General features: G+C 41.5%; 17 protein-coding genes. 8 read left to right on the forward strand and 9 right to left on the reverse strand.

Going from position 1 to position 17,633, the window contains the following annotated elements:
- Positions 1-11 precede the first annotated feature (11 nt).
- Together ACTD55_RS15090 and ACTD55_RS15095 are read right to left on the reverse strand one after the other, a co-directional pair.
- Positions 12-542: a DUF1285 domain-containing protein gene (locus ACTD55_RS15090; RefSeq protein WP_438865168.1), complete on the reverse strand. Its 531-nt coding sequence runs from the start codon at positions 540-542 to the stop codon at positions 12-14.
- A 1-nt stretch (position 543) separates the two neighbouring features.
- Positions 544-1,413, reverse strand: coding sequence for a DUF3014 domain-containing protein (locus ACTD55_RS15095; RefSeq protein ID WP_438865169.1), 870 nt, complete (start codon positions 1,411-1,413; stop codon positions 544-546).
- 355 nt (positions 1,414-1,768) lie between these two features.
- On the opposite strand from ACTD55_RS15095, the gene ACTD55_RS15100 reads away from it, so the two are divergent.
- From ACTD55_RS15100 to pyrC, 4 genes are all read left to right on the forward strand, one after another.
- Positions 1,769-2,989, forward strand: coding sequence for a sterol desaturase family protein (locus tag ACTD55_RS15100; RefSeq protein WP_438865170.1), 1,221 nt, complete (start codon positions 1,769-1,771; stop codon positions 2,987-2,989).
- A 28-nt stretch (positions 2,990-3,017) separates the two neighbouring features.
- Positions 3,018-4,502, forward strand: a complete 1,485-nt coding sequence (locus ACTD55_RS15105) for a diguanylate cyclase (RefSeq protein WP_438865171.1) — start codon at positions 3,018-3,020, stop codon at positions 4,500-4,502.
- 343 nt (positions 4,503-4,845) lie between these two features.
- Complete coding sequence (locus ACTD55_RS15110) at positions 4,846-5,634, forward strand: PEP-CTERM/exosortase system-associated acyltransferase (RefSeq protein ID WP_438865172.1); 789 nt, start codon at positions 4,846-4,848, stop codon at positions 5,632-5,634.
- A 62-nt stretch (positions 5,635-5,696) separates the two neighbouring features.
- The gene (gene pyrC / locus ACTD55_RS15115; protein ID WP_438865173.1) at positions 5,697-6,734 is read left to right on the forward strand and encodes a dihydroorotase; all 1,038 of its coding nucleotides are present in this window, start codon (positions 5,697-5,699) and stop codon (positions 6,732-6,734) included.
- An 85-nt stretch (positions 6,735-6,819) separates the two neighbouring features.
- On the opposite strand, the gene upp is transcribed toward pyrC, so the two are convergent.
- The 7 genes from upp to lptM are packed head-to-tail and all read right to left on the reverse strand — an operon-like array spanning position 6,820 to position 12,058.
- Positions 6,820-7,449 carry a uracil phosphoribosyltransferase gene (gene upp / locus ACTD55_RS15120; protein WP_438865174.1) on the reverse strand — a complete coding sequence of 210 codons (630 nt, stop codon included), beginning with the start codon at positions 7,447-7,449 and terminating at the stop codon, positions 6,820-6,822.
- Positions 7,450-7,468: 19 nt separating this feature from the next.
- Positions 7,469-8,188 (reverse strand): HAD-IA family hydrolase, encoded by a 720-nt coding sequence (locus ACTD55_RS15125; RefSeq protein ID WP_438865175.1) that lies wholly within the window; start codon positions 8,186-8,188, stop codon positions 7,469-7,471.
- 2 nt (positions 8,189-8,190) lie between these two features.
- Entirely contained in the window at positions 8,191-9,090 is a 900-nt protein-coding gene (xerC, locus tag ACTD55_RS15130) for a tyrosine recombinase XerC (RefSeq protein WP_438865176.1), read from the reverse strand.
- A 1-nt stretch (position 9,091) separates the two neighbouring features.
- Complete coding sequence (locus ACTD55_RS15135; RefSeq protein WP_438865177.1) at positions 9,092-9,754, reverse strand: DUF484 family protein; 663 nt, start codon at positions 9,752-9,754, stop codon at positions 9,092-9,094.
- 29 nt (positions 9,755-9,783) lie between these two features.
- Complete coding sequence (gene dapF, locus ACTD55_RS15140) at positions 9,784-10,614, reverse strand: diaminopimelate epimerase (RefSeq protein ID WP_438865178.1); 831 nt, start codon at positions 10,612-10,614, stop codon at positions 9,784-9,786.
- A 30-nt stretch (positions 10,615-10,644) separates the two neighbouring features.
- Positions 10,645-11,895 carry a diaminopimelate decarboxylase gene (gene lysA / locus ACTD55_RS15145; protein WP_438865179.1) on the reverse strand — a complete coding sequence of 417 codons (1,251 nt, stop codon included), beginning with the start codon at positions 11,893-11,895 and terminating at the stop codon, positions 10,645-10,647.
- A 1-nt stretch (position 11,896) separates the two neighbouring features.
- A complete protein-coding gene (lptM, locus tag ACTD55_RS15150) occupies positions 11,897-12,058 on the reverse strand; it encodes an LPS translocon maturation chaperone LptM (protein ID WP_438865180.1) in 162 nt (53 codons plus the stop codon).
- A gap of 313 nt (positions 12,059-12,371) precedes the next feature.
- Between lptM and speB the strand changes: the two genes are divergently transcribed.
- From speB to ACTD55_RS15170, 4 genes are all read left to right on the forward strand, one after another.
- Positions 12,372-13,271: an agmatinase gene (gene speB, locus ACTD55_RS15155; RefSeq protein WP_438865181.1), complete on the forward strand. Its 900-nt coding sequence runs from the start codon at positions 12,372-12,374 to the stop codon at positions 13,269-13,271.
- A 269-nt stretch (positions 13,272-13,540) separates the two neighbouring features.
- Positions 13,541-15,463 (forward strand): biosynthetic arginine decarboxylase, encoded by a 1,923-nt coding sequence (gene speA, locus ACTD55_RS15160; RefSeq protein WP_438865182.1) that lies wholly within the window; start codon positions 13,541-13,543, stop codon positions 15,461-15,463.
- A 153-nt stretch (positions 15,464-15,616) separates the two neighbouring features.
- Complete coding sequence (locus tag ACTD55_RS15165) at positions 15,617-16,840, forward strand: GGDEF domain-containing protein (RefSeq protein WP_438865183.1); 1,224 nt, start codon at positions 15,617-15,619, stop codon at positions 16,838-16,840.
- Positions 16,841-16,931: 91 nt separating this feature from the next.
- A partial coding sequence (locus tag ACTD55_RS15170; protein WP_438865184.1) for a bifunctional transcriptional activator/DNA repair enzyme AdaA occupies positions 16,932-17,633 on the forward strand: 702 nt, incomplete at its 3' end.

Below are 17,633 nucleotides of genomic sequence, written 5' to 3' on the forward strand. Positions count from 1 at the left end.
AGCTTAAGTGCTTACACTTCACCTAAACTAAATTGATAATCCCCACTTTTGATAAGTAGATGTTCTTTTCCTTGCCAATGATCGATATTTCCTGCACCAGCTAATTGATAAAACACGTTTTGGTGTAATCTGGCCCATAAATTATCTCGAACGAGGCAATATGGCAGTGTTTCACCCGTAACGTTATTTTTTAGCAATTCTACGGGATGATTGTTACTGACTTGGATTTCATCATCGATAGAGGTGGTAAAATATAACTGCCCTTGTAATTGGTTCCATTGGGTAATGATAAAAGGGGCATCTTCTACACGGATAATGACTTTTTCGACCGGAGTGACTAAAAAGTACTGTTGATTTTCTTTACGTAAAACGCTGGCAAACAGTTTGACTAATGCCTTCCGGTTAATGGGTGAGCCAGCATAGTGCCAGCTGCCATCATATTTAATCACTAAATCGATTTCGCCACATAAAGGCGGATCCCAGTGAGTATGGGGATCCTGACTGTTTTCATCTAACTGCTGTTGCAGGTATTCCAGTTTCATATCATTCTGATTGATTACTCGTCTCAACTAATAAAGCTTTGATTTCGCGTAATTTAGCTTTTATTTGACGCATATTTTCAGGGCCAGTACGTAATAGCTGTTTTTGTACCGCTGATAATTGCTCAAGTTGAGGATCCACATATTTGTACATCACACTATCTGTCGTCACTTCTATAGGGGTTGGAACCTCGGGAGTATCCAATAGATGCTCGATAGCTTGTTCTACTACCTCGCGAAAAGGTTTGTGAGTCGCGCCCACTTCGGCATATTTGTCAGCCATTGCTGGTTGATAGGTGTTAAACAGATCGACCAATTTTTCGCTATCCATCGAGGTAAAAATATCAGTGTATAGGCTGTAACGTTTATAGCTTGAGGCATCAATCCATTGCCTGTCGGCTTGTTGGTATACTTTGAATTTTTGTTTGGGTGGAGTAAGTAAGCGATGACTATTGGCCAAATCATGATTAGCCAAATTATCGGTAAATACCACAAAACGTTCTAATAAATCATCATTCACCAATACTTGTGGCAGCGCCTCATAATCGGATGTTTGCGCAATCAGCTTTTTAATCGTGCTGTCTTTGGTATCTACCGGTTTGGGTGGCTCAGGTTCAATATTTTCCGGTGCTGTAACGGCAGGCTCAGGCATTGGTTGTTCTACCACCTGTTGTTGTTCTTCAGTTTGCTCTTGCGGTTCGGGTGCTGCCGGTTTAGGTTCTGGCAGGATAACAGGCTCTGAAACAACAGGTTCTTCCTTAACACTGTTGGAGTTCCAAAGGTATAAAGCCGCGACAAATATCACTAGCAGTGCAGCAATAAACAGGTACGGGAGAAGCGAACGGGGAGAAGTGGAATTGATGTCGTCAGTCATAACAGTAAGCCTTTTGTCATCCAATGTACTAATGAAGACCACAGGGTAATCAAATAGTTGAAAAAATTCATCCGTAATCATGCATATTTATTGTTATTAAATAGTTAGGTCTTGCTGAGATTATTTGATTTGACGTATTTAACTAACCATATTCACTTTAGCCCTTAGTCAAAAAGAAGAAAAATAGTTGTTTGATGATTAAACCAACGACAGTGACTCGTTATTTATCGCATGCTAGGCATTACTTGAGTGATGGACAGTGAAAGAGCAAAACTTTACACTGAATAAAATTTAAACTAACTGATCATTCAACAATATGAATTGATCAATTCTGATGCCGGGTGAGAATTAACTGATGAGTTATGTGCTCTATGCAATACCTTTTTTCTTTCTGTTAATTGGCATTGAATTATTGCTAGATAAAGTCCGCAATACTGAATATTACCGTTTGAATGATGCTGTAAATAGTTTGACGATTGGGGTCGTAAGCCGCATGAATCAAATTGCCCGCAGCGTTATTCCCCTCTCCATGTATGCCATTTCGGTTGAATATGTATCACTAACTACCCTGCCTGAAGCACCTTGGGTATGGGTTATGGCCTTTGTTTTGTATGATTTTTGTTACTACTGGAATCACCGCTTGGGTCATGAAATAAATGTTCTCTGGGCTGCTCATGTGGTGCATCACTCCAGCGAAGAATACAACCTGACCACCGCTCTCAGGCAAACCAGTGGCGGTTTTGTCGGCTGGATTTTTTATTTACCGATGGCATTAATCGGTGTACCAGTCACTGTACTCATTACTGTTGCATCGCTTAATCTTATTTATCAGTTTTGGGTACATACCCGTCATGTACCTAAGCTCGGTTGGTTTGAATGGATCTTTGTTTCGCCCTCTAATCATCGGGTTCATCACGCCCAGAATCAGGTCTATATTGATCGTAATTATGGTGGCGTATTTATTCTATGGGACAGACTATTTGGTACGTTTCAGGAAGAGCTGGACGAAGAACCTCCTATTTACGGGATTAGAAAAGCCTTACATAGCTGGAATCCGTTATGGGCCAATATTCATGTTTATACACAACTGGCAAAAGACAGTTTTCATACGCAAAGCTGGAAAGACAAAATTGCTATCTGGTTTAAACCCACAGGTTGGCGTCCGGCCGATGTTGAACAAAAATATCCGCTGCCAAGGGTGGATTTAACCAAATTTAAAAAATTTGATATTGATTTAACTTTACCGATAAAAGTTTATTGTGCAATTCAGCATATTTTAATGTTGTTTATCGCGGTGTTATTTTTAATCAATTATCAAACTATGCCTAGTTTAGAAAAGTGGATGACATTGTGTTTTGTGGTTTTTTCTAGCGTATCTATTGGTGCATTGATGGAAAAACGCCACTACAGCACGCTACTGGAGTGGACAAAAAATACGTTGTTATTTGCTGCATTGCTTTTACAAACTTATCCAAACTGGATTGAATGGACGCTTTGGATCGGTACCGGGATGAGTGTTTATTTATTATGGGTAGCCACTAAAGAGTATCAGGGCGTTTCTGAATCCGCTGTTTAGATAGCTTACAAGACTAACAGGATGTGCGTTGAATATTTTTGTTGATAATAAAAGTACGATAATAATTTTGCGCTTATTAATAGTCGTGTGCTTGTTTGCGTCTAGCGCGTATGCACAAACAATTAAACTCGATCAGGATGAACAAAATTACCTAAATCAACGCCACACTATTAATTACTGTGTTGATCCTGATTGGTTGCCAATTGAAGGAATTGTTGATGGTAAGCATATTGGCTTATCAGCAGATTATGTTGCTATTTTTAAACAACGATTAGGCGTTGATTTTACTTTGATTCCCACTTCAACTTGGCTCGAAACCCTCAATGCCCTTCGTCAAAATCAGTGTGACATTATTCCAATGCTTAACAGCAGTGCTGAACGAGAAAAGTATATTAACTTTTCCTCTATTTATGTCACCACGCCCGCAGCATTAGTTTCGCTAAAAGGCAAGGAGGACATTAAAACCTTAAGCGATCTGAATGGAAAAACTCTGGCCATTACCGGAGGTTATCGCTATCAAGAAATGATAACCCGCAACTACCCGGATATCACAATAGTGTTGGTTGAATCTGAACGAGAAGCTTTGAAGTTGGTTTCGCGTGGTCACGTACATGCAATGGCAGGCTCATTACCTTTTGTCATTGAACAAATTAAAAGTTTGGGGTTATCCAATTTGATTATTTTTGGAGCGCCTAATTTAAATGACAAACTTCGTGTGGGTATTAGTCCGTCAGAGCCGTTATTACATCGTATTATGGAAAAAGTCATAGCTTCTATTGATAGTACTCAACGAGATAATATTCTACGTCGTTGGGGAGTGGTATCGTATAACGAAGGCATCGGATTAGCTGATGTATGGATTTGGATCGTTGTTGCGTTAGCTGTTTTATTGTTTTTAGCCTACCGCTATTACACCTTGGCAATGCACAGTGTAATGCTCGATTCTAAAAACTTTCAATTGGATTTAAAAAACCAGGAATTACTTGGCTTACAAGAGCAATTGAGAAAACGTAACAGGAAGCTTGAATACTTATCCACTCATGATTCATTGACCGCTCTTGTTAACCGTAGTTATTTTGAAGAAATAGTGGCAAAAGAATTAAATCGTTCGATAAGACACAATACCAGTATGTGTTTGATGTTAATCGATCTGGATAGTTTTAAGGCGGTTAATGACACTTACGGGCATAATGTGGGTGATCGCGTGTTGATTAAAACAGCCCAAATCTTAAAAAAACAAATTAGAAGCATTGATGTCGTCGGGCGCTGGGGTGGAGAAGAATTTATTATCTTGCTACCGGATACTATTTTATCCGATGCTACCGCTTTGGCAGAACGAATCTGCAAAGCAGTAGCGAGAAATAATATCGAACCTGTAGGTAAAGTGACCTGTAGTATTGGCGTATCTGTATTTAAAAATGGTGATTCGCTGGATAATGTATTTTTAAATACGGATAAAGCCTTATATATGGCTAAAGAGAATGGTAAAAATAGAGTTGAAGTCCAGTCGTAACCCAATAAATTATAAACAACATCCATCTGTATCTAATTGGATACATATTATGTTGTTGAAAAATAAGATTTTTTTGTTTTGAGCGAGGAAGTGTCTGAATACACAGACAATAATAATTAACAATTGTTATACAATAGTTGTTTGAATTTGTATTAAATCACTGTTTTATAAAGATAAAAATGTAATGGCACATTTTTTGATTGTTAAATAATGGTTATGGATGTATTGAAAAGATAAATGTCAGTACCTAGATAGATTAAATAAGCTATGGAAGGGCCCTCTGGCACCGAATTGGTATATTGGTGTTGTAACTTTTAATATATAAATGGTAACGAAACAGCAGATGCAGTTAGCCAACAATTCGATAACGTTAAATAAAACAGAAAAACACATTGCGCAGCCTATAGCGTTAAATCCTCATATTCGCCGGTTCTTCGATTACTTCCAACTCGAATCAGGCTTCAGCTACTTAGAAAATCCCACAAGAAGTATCGATGTTTATCGCCTCCGTCACAAAGTGTATTGTGAGGCATTGGGCTTTGAACCAGTTAACGCTGAAGAGCAAGAACAAGATGAGTTTGATTTAAGATCAGACTATATATCAATAGCTCACAGTGTTTCTAATAACATTGTTGGTTGTACCCGGATTATTAATTGTTATGAAGACAGTGATTATTTACCTGTAGAATTGCTGAGTTGTCAGAAATTATATGAAGGTGCATTGCACCCGAGAAATTTTAGTCGACATGAAGTTTGTGAAATATCCAGACTAACAGTGGATAAAGCGTTTCACCCACTTAAGAGGCGAGATTTCGAAAGTATTAGTGTTGAGCAAGCTACTTATCCCTATATCAACCTATACCTTTATCTCAGCTCATTAAAACATGCTGCAGATAGTGGACGTCGTCATGTGTATCTATTATCTGAACCCAAATTAGTGCGTAGTATGCGAATGGTCGGATTAAAAATCGAGCCTGTCGGTAACTATATTGCTCATAAAGGTTTACGCCAGCCTTGCTATATTGATGCGCAATATTTTATGGATAATTTGCCCGTACAGTTTGAACAGATGTTACAACGAATTGAACAGCATTTCCCACACTTGCTATCAGCGAAGGTTGTTAACGGATAAGCTGTTGCTTGTCATGTCTGCTGACTCTACAATCTCAGTCCTCAAACAGATAGGAAAGTAGTATGACTGAGATTACCATTCAAAAGCCAGATGACTGGCATCTTCATTTTCGTGATAACGATATGCTGTTAGAAACCGTGCCTGCTACTGCCCGCTGTTTTTCACGTGCTATTGTAATGCCTAATTTGGTGCCTCCAGTCACTAACGCAGAGATGGCGATTGCTTATCAGAATCGTATTCTTGCAGCTCGCCCTCAAAATTCGACCTTTCAACCGTTAATGACTATTTATTTAACCAACAATACCAGTTCCGCTGATATTTTGGCTGCTCAATCAGCCGGTGTTGTAGCCGCGAAATTGTATCCTGCCGGTGCAACGACTAATTCTGATGCTGCGGTTACTGATTTAGCTGCGATGGCACCTGTTTTTGAAACCATGTCAGAATGTGGCATGTTGCTGTTAATTCACGGTGAAGTAACAGATCAACACATTGATATTTTTGACCGGGAAAAAATCTTTATTGATCAGAATCTGGCTAAGATTGTCGCACAACACCCGCAATTAAAGGTGGTCTTTGAACATATTACTACTGCAGATGCGGCCGATTTTGTGCTGGCCAGCTCTGCTAATGTTGCTGCAACTATTACACCGCAGCATCTGATGTTAAATAGAAATGATTTATTGGTAGGTGGGGTTCGCCCACATAATTATTGTTTGCCGGTGTTAAAGCGTCAGACTCATCAACAGCGATTATTAGAAGTGGTTGCGTCTGGCTCGAAGAAGTTTTTTCTCGGTACGGATTCTGCCCCTCATGAGAAACATCGCAAAGAGTCCGCTTGTGGTTGCGCTGGTTGCTATAGTGCCTGGAGTGCCATTGAATTGTATGCACAAGTCTTTGACGAACTAAACGCGCTGGATAAGCTGGAAGGGTTTAGTAGCCATTACGGTGCCGACTTTTATGCTTTACCCAGAAATTCTGACTATATAACCTTGGTAAAACAAGACTGGCAGGTGCCAGAGCAAATCAAACTGCCAAGTGGTGATGATATTGTTCCTTTCTATGCGGGAAAAACCGTGCACTGGAAAGTAAAGACTGAATGATGCACAGAACAGCACTCAAAGTACATCTTACAGTATTTTGAGTGCGTCACTTTTGCGGTGAAAATCGCTTTTCCTTGTTGTTGGTTTAGCGAGTTCCAAATATTTTATCACCGGCGTCACCTAAACCAGGCAGTATGTAGCCTTGATCATTTAGCTTTTCATCAATCGCCGCGGTATAAATATCCACATCCGGATGAGATTGGGTTACCGCAGCAATGCCTTCCGGTGCCGCCACTAAAAATAATCCTCGAATGTGTTTACAGCCTTTTTGTTTAAGTAAATCGATAGTGGCAATCAGTGTTCCACCTGTTGCCAGCATGGGATCAACGATTAGCGCAGTGCGTTCTTCAACATCTTTTACTACTTTGTCGAAATAAGCGATTGGCTGCAAGGTTGCTTCATCTCGATACAGACCTACTACACTGACGCGCGCGCTTGGGATCAACTGCATGACCCCATCAAGCATGCCAAGGCCGGCGCGTAAAATGGGGACAATGGTAATCTTCTTACCCTTGATTTTTTGAATCTCAATAGGCTCACCAGCCCAGCCGGTAATACTGACCGGCTCTGTCTCCAAATCGCGGGTGGCTTCGTAGGTCAGTAGATTACCTACTTCACTGGCGAGGGCTCGAAAGTTTTTACTACTGATCCCGGCTTCGCGCATTAAGCCCAGTTTATGCTGAATAAGGGGGTGACTAATTTCTTTAACCGCCATGATGTTCTCCCGAAAATGATTAAGGTAGTAAAAATTCCAGATCGCTAAGTTGCTGTAAATGAATATCGGGTAGCAGACTCACCGACTCTCGCTTAAGTCGCATGTCACGGTTTTCGGCATACCAGGCGGTTTTAAAGCCGGCTTTTAAGCCGCCTATAATATCGTTAGTAAAGTCATCGCCAATATGCAATATTTGCTCTGCCTTTAAGTCTAGCGCCTGTGCGGTTAAATCAAACATGGCTCGATGGGGTTTTAAGGTCTGTTTTATACCACCATGGAAACGATGGCTAAAATAATCGGCAATGCCAATTTTGTCCAAATTAACATTGCCATTAGTAATTGCGACCAGCGGATAAAACTCAGCTAAATTAGCCAGTAGTTGAGTAACAGGTCTGGCAACAGCAAAGTCGCTACGTAGCCGATAAAATTCGTTAAATCCATCTTCTACAGCCTGTTCCAGTTGGCTCCCTTTTAGTCCACACTGTTTAAATCCATAGCGCAAAGTACCGTGACGCATTAGGGTGAAATCCAGCAGCAAAGTTGGATCTTCAGCAATCGCAAGTCGCTTAGCTTGTTGCCAAAATTTCTTATCTGTCTGCTGGCAAGCCGCATAGTTATGCCGCAAATATTCGATTAATTGTTGTTCAGTCTGTTCAATAATGGGCTGATTAAAATACAGGGTGTCATCCAAATCAAAAGATAAGGCTTTAACAGGGGTCCAACGACGGTAAAAAATCATAGTTAACTTTTGGTTTTTTTGGCTCGTGGATGGGATTGATCATACACATTAGCCAAGTGTTGAAAATCTAAATGGGTATAAATTTGAGTCGTACTAAGATTTGCATGGCCTAACAACTCTTGCACTGCGCGTAAATCACCAGACGATTCTAAAATATGTGTGGCAAATGAATGTCTTAGTTTATGCGGATTAACCGATTGATCAAGCTGCTGTTTCGTTGCCCAATGTTTCATTCGTTTGGCGATCTGTCTGGATGAAATACGCCGATTTTGACGACTAATAAAAAGGGCTTTTTCATCCGGCTTAGCCAATTGATTACGCATTGCTAACCACTCGCTCAACCATTTTTGTGCCTCTTTTCCTATCGGTAATAAGCGTTCTTTGCTGCCCTTACCCCTAACTCTGAGTTGGTGGCCACCCTCCTCTATGTGATTAATATTCAAGTTGGTGAGTTCAGCTAATCGTAAACCACAGCCGTAAGTGAGCTCAAGCATGGCTCTATCTCGCACGGCTAATAAAGAATCTGTCGGTATCGACATCAGTTGATTGGCTTCATCAACATTAAGCTGTTTGGGTAACGGGCGGCCCTGTTTTGGCGCCTGTACATTTTTGGCCGGGTTAATATCCAGTACTTTTTGGCTAACCAGATACTGACAAAAGCTGCGCAAAGCGGATAATCGTAAGGCAATACTTCGTGGGCTCAAACGTTCTTTACGAGCCTGAAATAACACATTACGTACATTATCTACATTCAACTGTGACCAATCGTCCAGATTGAGGGTATCCATCACCGATAATAATTGGCGCTGATAATTTTGCTGGGTTAGAACCGCAAGGTTGCGTTCGTATTTCAGATGGGCGAGAAATTTATCCAGCCAGACAGTTAACGCTGGCTTAGACATCTTAAAACTCGGCCAGCTGCGGTATTATTAAGGTTAGAAACTGCTGCAACTGAGTGATTAATAACGTATCCATACCAGGATGGAAATGGTGCGGCTGATGACTTCCAATCGCCAATAACCCCATTTCACCTTGTTCTCCAAGTAACATCATGGCCACCGAGCCGATATTTTTTTTATCGAATAGCATTGCCATTTCGGCATGGCTTAGGCGGCCTAAGTAGTAAATTCGATCATGAAAACGTTTTTTCAATAAGTGATGTTTACTGGTTTCGGGCAGATCGTTTTCAGAGCCAAATAATTTCAGTGAAATTTCATCCAGTTCGAGTTGATGCAGTAATACATCGGACAGGCTCTGTTCAACTTCTACTAACGTGCGGCATTTAAACAAGCGCAAATTCAAATCAGCGTAAATACGATAAATACGCTCATTTTGTTTGGCGACATTCAGTAGTTCGGTCAATTGCTTTTGCAGTATTTTAACTTTTTCACGAAGTTGTTCGGCTTGGCGTTCGACCAACGACACTGAACCAGGCAAATGATGAGGGATCTTGATTTGATTAAGAATGTGGGGATGAGATACCAAAAACTCCGGGTTAGAAATTAAAAACTCGGTCACTTGTTCCTTTGATAATGCCGTTTCTGATAATGAGTCTGTCATTATCATGCTCGGTTCTTCCTTTCTGGATGTCTCATTCATATACTTATCGTACCATCAAAAACATGTTCAACAGGTCCGGTCATTTTAACCACCTGATCCCGTCCTTGCCAACGAACTTTTAAGCTACCGCCGGGTAAATCAACTTGCACCTCATTGCCCAGTTTCATTTGACTTTGCCCAACGACGACCGCAGCACAAGCACCGCTGCCACAGGCTAAGGTTTCACCGGCTCCACGCTCAAATACCCGTAGCTTGATATGCGTAGGTGATAACACCTGCATAAAGCCGACATTTACCCCTTCAGGAAAGCGTTCATGTCTTTCTAACAATGGGCCGAGTACGTCCACCGGAGCGGTGTCTACATCGTCAACTTCCAAAACACAATGAGGGTTACCCATAGAAACCGCACCACAAAAGACCGTGTGTTCATTGGCTCGAATTATATAGGTGCCTTCTTCCTTACTGGCTTTGAGAGGAATTAAGCTGGGCTCGAATATTGGCTTACCCATATTAACCGTCACTTGACCGTCTTTTTCCAAATATAACACCATTTTTCCAGCTTTGGTGCTAACCACAATTTTATTACGATTGATCAGCCCTTTCATTTTCACAAAATGGGCAAAGCAACGGGCTCCATTACCACATTGTGATACCTCAGAGCCATCAGCATTAAAAATGCGATAATGAAAGTCTTGTTCCGGATCGTAAGGCGGTTCAACCAATAACATTTGGTCAAAACCAATACCAAAATTACGATCCGCCAGACGCTGGATCTTGTCTTTCGAGAAAAATACATTCTGGGTAACGTTATCAACGACCATAAAATCGTTACCCAGCCCGTGCATTTTGGAAAATTGAATTTGCATGTAAACTACTAAAAGGTCTTTTCCCCTAGTCTACGGAATTTTATGCTCACCTTTCCAGAGATCTTTTAGTTTTTCTCGTTCACGCACCAAATATATTTGTTCAGCATCGACCATGACTTCGGCCGCGCGACAGCGGCTATTGTAGTTGGAGGACATGGTAAACCCATATGCACCAGCGCTGCGTACGGCAAGATAATCATCAGGGGCAATGGCCAATTCACGATCCTTACCTAAAAAGTCACCGGTTTCGCACACCGGGCCGACCACATCATAAATCGCATTGTCACGTTTTAAAGCCGTATTTAGCGGTACAATAGCTTGCCAAGCAGAATAAAGTGCCGGTCTGATCAAGTCATTCATGGCGGCATCTACAATCGCAAAGTTCTTTTCTTCACCTTGCTTGAGAAATTCTACTTTAGTTAACAAAATACCAGCGTTAGCCATTATCGCGCGACCGGGTTCAAAAATCAGGGTCAGATTATCTCGTCCCTGTAATTGTGCGGTTAACGCGGCTACATATTCAGAGGGACTGGGTGGGGTTTCATTGTTGTAAGGTACGCCTAAGCCCCCTCCTACATCCAAATGGGAAATGGTAATGCCCAATTCAGCCAATTCATCGATTAATGCCAATAATTTATGTAAAGCATCGACAAAAGGTGCAACGTCAGTAAGTTGTGAACCAATGTGGCAGTCCATCCCGGTAATTTTCAGGTGACTGAGTTGAGCTGCTTGTTGATAGGTTTCAATTGCCTGTTCACGGGCAATACCAAATTTATTGGCTTTTAAGCCAGTGGAAATATAGGGATGGGTTTTGGCATCTACATCAGGATTAATTCTCAGTGAGATGGGCGCAATGACATTGAGCTCGGCCGCCACTTTATTGATTCGTTGTAACTCAGGAATGGATTCTACGTTAAAACATTTGATATTTTGCTCAAGTGCGTAGGCAATTTCTTGTTCGGTTTTGGCTACGCCGGAAAAAACCACTTTTGTTGGATCGCCGCCTGCCTCTAATACCCGCGCTAATTCACCGCCAGAGACAATGTCAAAACCGGAACCGAGTTTGGCTAATACCGATAATACGCCAATATTGGAATTTGCCTTTACGGCATAACAAATTAGGTGAGGGTGCTGACCGACTGCGTTATCAAAGGCTTGCCAATGACGTTCAATGGTAGCTTTTGAATAAACATAACATGGAGTACCGAAGCGCTCTGCCAACACTGAGGCAGGTACATCTTCGACCATTAATTGATGATTTTTATAATTAAAATAATCCATGTTAGTTTTTTACCTCTTCAGCATGATTGGGCTGTGATTGTGGTGAAGGCTGATTACTTTGTGCTGGCTCAGGCATAAAAAGAGGGCCTTTCTGCCCACAAGCAGATAACAGGGACAAGCCCAATATTAGCCATATGGTTCGTTTAATTGCTGATGTTTTCATTGGTCGTCTGACTGATAAGACATGGGCGATATGATGACATCAGGCTAAATAAAATCAATCCAAACTGGTATTATTTATATTGATTTTGAATATTTTCTTCATTTTATCTTTAATATGATGAATATTTACTTCCTGCGGTCATGTTGAAACTCATTTTTATGCAACTTGAATGAATAATGCAGCATTATCGTGGTTTGGTTGTTTATTCTGATGATGTACAATAGACCAAAGCAAATTATGAGTACGAAAGTAATACTCGCCTTGATATTTAGCCACTATAATGGTGGTCGCTTACTAATTTGGATCAATAGCTATGATTAGCATTCCATTACAGTCCCCATCCACTCTTTTTCATCAGGCTAAAGTTGCCAACAATCTCGCGTCTGAGCAATTGTATCTGATTGGTTTTGGGTTCGACGGAACAGCCTGTTTTCGCAAAGGCACCCGAATGGGGCCTGATGCGTTGCGTGATGTATCGGATGATATAGAAAGTTATTCGCCCTATCTGGATCAGGATATTGCCCAGCGAGATTTTTTCGACTTGGGGAACTTGAGTTTAGGTGATAGCGATGATGCAGAACAACAATGGCAGCATGCCACCACTGATTTTGAACGCTTATTTGCCACTGCCAATATTGCCGAAAACAAGATTAAGGTATTGACCTTAGGCGGTGAGCATTCTATTTCCTATGCTCCGATCAAAACTTACTTGCATGAATATCCTGATCTTGTACTAATCCACTTGGATGCTCATGCCGATTTGCGCGATGGTTATCTGGGTTATCATTATTCTCATGCGTCGATTATTCGTCGGGCATTGGATCATTTCGGTCCTGAACATCAGTTAATTCAGTATGGCATTCGATCCGGTACCAAAGAGGAATACGAATGGATGCGCTCAAATCGCACTATTCGTACTTGCCGTAATTCGTTTATTGATGAAATCGATGCGATTCCGGCTGATCGGCCAATTTATCTGACCTTGGATTTAGATTATTTCGATCCGGGTATTTTTCCAGGTACGGGTACACCGGAACCTGGTGGTGAGGATTTCCACTCGTTTATTAAATTGGTCAAAGTATTGGCCCAAAAAAATCTCGTCGGTGCCGACGTCGTCGAGTTATCGCCGGAAATAGATTCATCCGGTAACAGTTCCGTTTTTGCAGCAAAAGTGGTGCGGGAATTAATTCTGTGCCTCACCAGGGGCCGCTGACCTTTTATTTTCGCCACTGTTAAGAATTATTCATTTCTCAACAGTGATGTAAGCAGCGTTATTTAGTCAGCTAAATAAGTCTGCTTGCAACAAAGAGTGAGGGATTTTCAGGCTCAACCCTAAGGGCTGGGACTATTTTTCCTTCTCACCGCGTTATCAAACGCTTAAAGAGAACCGCTATTCGTGCGTTTTCTGCCCTGTGAGAAGAAAAAAAGTCACCAGCAGTGATGAATATGAAAGGTCAATAGACCCTTATTGGAGATAGTATTTTGGCAGATTGGACAATTGAAGATGCCGAGCGTCTTTACCGCGTTAATCGTTGGGGTGGTGGTTATTTTGGCATTGGCCAAAACGGTAACCTTAAGATCACTCCCGATCTGAATAATCCTGATATTCGTATAGATTTTAAAGCGGTATTAGATGAAATCAAACAGGAAGGCATTCAGTTTCCAGTAGTAGTCAGATTTCACGATATTTTACGCTCTCAAGTTGCCCAGTTGAACACCGCCTTTCGCAATAATATTGACGAAGCCGAATATCAAGGCAGCTACATGGGGGTGTATCCGGTTAAAGTGAACCAGATGCGTGAAGTGGTGGAAGAAATTGTCGATGCCGGTGAATCCTTTAACTATGGTTTGGAAGCCGGTTCGAAGGCAGAGCTGATCACCGCGTTGGCGTATAACACCAATGAAGACTCGTTAACTATTTTAAATGGTTATAAAGATGAGGAGTTTATGCGTCTGGCATTATTGGGGCGCAAACTTGGCCGCAAAATTATTGTGGTTGTTGAGAAATTTTCCGAATTGGTCTCGCTAGTTAAAATATCCAAAGAAGTGGGTATTGAACCTTTAGTGGGTTTACGCTCAAAAATGACCGTTAAAGGTCGAGGTAAATGGGAAGGTTCCGGTGGTGATCGGGCTAAGTTTGGTCTCACCATTGCTGAAATTATTAATGCCACCGCTTATCTCCGTGAGCATGGACTGGATCATTGTCTTAAATTATTACATTTCCATATTGGTAGTCAGTTAACTGACATTCGTTCGGTAAAAGAAGCCGTTAGTGAAGGAGCCCGGATTTATGCCGAGTTATACCGTATGGGAGTCCCACTGGAATATGTCGATGTCGGCGGTGGGTTAGGGATTGATTACGATGGCAGTCAATCTACCAATGATTCTTCGCGCAACTACAACATGCAAGAATATGTCGCTGATGTTGTTTACGGCATTAAAGAAGTCTGTGATTTGGAAAAAGTGCCACATCCTAATCTGGTTAGTGAAAGTGGTCGTGCGATTACTGCACATCACAGCTGTGTGGTTACTCAAATTATGGGTGAAATTCGCAGTAGTGGTGGTGCGGAATTTGATACCGGGGTACAAGAAGGCGAACACGTATTTGTTAGTAACATGCGCGGCTTGGCTGAGACGGTCGGTGAAGCCGATAATATTCAGGAAATCTTTAATGATGCTTCACAATATAAAGAACAAGCTCTGGATGCCTTTAAATTAAGGGTGTTAAGCCTGTCTGAATTAGCCAAGATTGAAACCTTGTATTGGCAAATTATGATGGAAGTACAGCAAAAACTGCGTACTGCAGAATTTGTACCTGAAGAAATGCAAGAGCTTGAATTTAATTTATCATCGCAATATCTATGCAATTTCTCGGTATTCCAGTCAGCTGCAGATACCTGGGCAATTGATCAAGTATTGCCGGTGATTCCGCTTACCCGCATGAATGAGCGTCCGACGATTAATTGTTCGTTGGTGGATATAACCTGTGATAGCGATGGCAAGATTGACCAGTTTGTCGGTGAACACGGTATTTCTGACATTATTCCCATGCATAAACTAAAACCCGGTGAAGACTATTTTATTGGTTTGTTTTTAACCGGCGCTTATCAAGATGTTATGGGGGACATGCATAACTTGTTTGGTCGGTTAAACGAAGTGCATATTTATAGCTATGATGATGATCCTGAAGATTTTTATATCGAAGAATTTGTTGCCGGTTCATCGGTGGGAGATGTGTTGTCAATTATGCAATATAACCCTTCAGCGATGGCGCAAAATGTTAAAAAGATGATCGATAAACGGATCTCTAGCGGAGATATCAAACCTCGTGAAGGTGTTAAGTGGACTGACTTTTATGAGGCCTGCCTAGCCGGCTATACTTATTTGAAAACAGCGGCCAAGTAGGATATAACAATGCGTTAACAATCGGAGCAGCCTCAAGTCACGGAGTTATTTTGCAGTTTTATCATCATCGACAAATTCACTCTCAAGGCTGTTCCTGATTTGTTTAGTCAATCAAACTTACTGTTAAAACTCCGTATTAGTGCCTACATACTAATGTTAGGTGCAGTTTTGTTGCATGACTATTTACCTAATAAACGCAAACTTATCCATCCTCTGCCAAACAATCAAATTCAAACCTATACGGATGCCGAAGTCGGCGGCAACAGTAGCCTCGAATGGCTGGATCGTAAGCAGTTTTCCTGGCGATGCCATATGGTTAAAAGTGAAACGTTTCCTTATTGCGGCATTTCTTTAACCTGGTCTGCCAGTCCCTATAAGCGTATCGATTTTTCGGAATATGAAAAGTTGGACATGACGCTTGAATATCAGGGTGATGCGTCAAAAATTAGAGTATATGTACGTAATTACTATCCAGCAGAAGCCAACTCGGAAAAACAAGAGCTAGAAGTTGGTAAGTTTAATTCAACCATAGTAAAGACCAGCGATTTACATACTAGCACTGAAGTTAAGCTGTCCGAATTAGCGGTGGCGGATTGGTGGTTGGACGAATTTAATATCCCTCGAAAAGATGCCGCACCGGAATTAGATGAAGTGATCTCTTTTGGGATTGATCAGGCTAATCCGGTGGTATTTGGTGATCATGACTTCAAACTGAAAAAAGTTGAATTGGTGGGACAGTGGATAACCAAAGAAACTCTGTATATTTCCATTATTGCCCTGTGGGGAATTTCTTTTGTGGTTGAATTACTGTTTCGCTTTTATACGATGCGCAGCAGAGAACGTCGGCATAAAATAGCGTTAGACGAAATGGCGAATCAAAGTGCTTATTATAAACAGCAAGCTGAAACGGATAAATTGACCGGGATCAGTAATCGTGAAGGATTAGCGCAGACCTTAGCAATACTCGAAAAACAAAATGAATCCGAGCATTACGCAATATTGTTGCTTGATTTGGATCATTTTAAGCAGATCAATGATAAACATGGTCATTTAATTGGAGATCAAATACTGGAAGAATTGGCTAAACTAATCAGTCGTAACATGCGCAATGACGATCTTGTGGCCCGCTGGGGAGGTGAGGAATTTGTTGTACTGTTTCGTTTTAGTGATAGCTATAGTGTGAGCTTCTTGGCTGAAAAAATCCGCCGCATTGTGGCGACTCATCAGTTTATTCCCGATAAAGCGATTCCCGTTACCGTGAGTATTGGCGCTACCCAATTACAGAGCGGTCAGAGCTTTGAACAAAGTTTTAAACGTGCTGACAAAGCGCTGTATAGGGCAAAAGATAAAGGACGAAATCAAGTCGTGATCGCCTAACACAAACGGGGTTTAGCCTCAGTTCCGTTTTTATCGCCTAAAAAAATCATAAGCCGTTACAATGCCTATATCGCAACAATACGGTAGCCAGATGAATAACATTCAATCGTTTCAACAAGCTCGTTTAGCAAGAGATGCTCGCTTCGATGGCCAGTTTTTTGTGGCGGTAAAATCAACGGGAATTTTTTGTCGGCCCATATGTCCCGCCACTCCGCCGAAAGAACACAATGTTGAGTATTTCTTGTTGGCCGAACAGGCGATGCAGGCTGGATTTAGACCGTGTTTACGTTGCCGTCCCGATAGTGCCCCTTCATCCTGGGCCTGGAAAGGTGTTGATACCACGGTTGAGCGGGCATTAACATTATTGACCGATTATCCGCAATTAACGCTGCAACATATCGCTGTTAAATTGGGAATTTCAGATCGTTATTTACGTAATTTATTTAGTCAAAAAGTCGGGATGACTGCGAAGCAGTATCAATTGTGCCAACAGTTGTTGTTTGCCAAAAAATTGCTGCATGAAACAGCGTTATCAATAGAGCAGGTGGCGCTGTCATGCGGATTTCAATCATCCCGACGCTTACAAGATCTTTTCAAAAAGCGTTTACAGCTGTCCCCGGCACAAGTCAGGAAAAATAAACCCCTGGCGAATGATCATATTCAGCTAAGTTTGGCGTTTCGACCTCCCTATAACTGGCCCATGTTAAGGGACTTTCTGGCGTTACGGGCAGTGACAGGTATGGAATGGGTCAATGATGACAGTTATGCCAGAACGTTTGATCTGGACGGAACC

The organism is Neptunicella sp., assembly GCF_048268085.1.
In the GTDB taxonomy this organism is placed as follows: Bacteria; Pseudomonadota; Gammaproteobacteria; order Enterobacterales; family Alteromonadaceae; genus Neptunicella.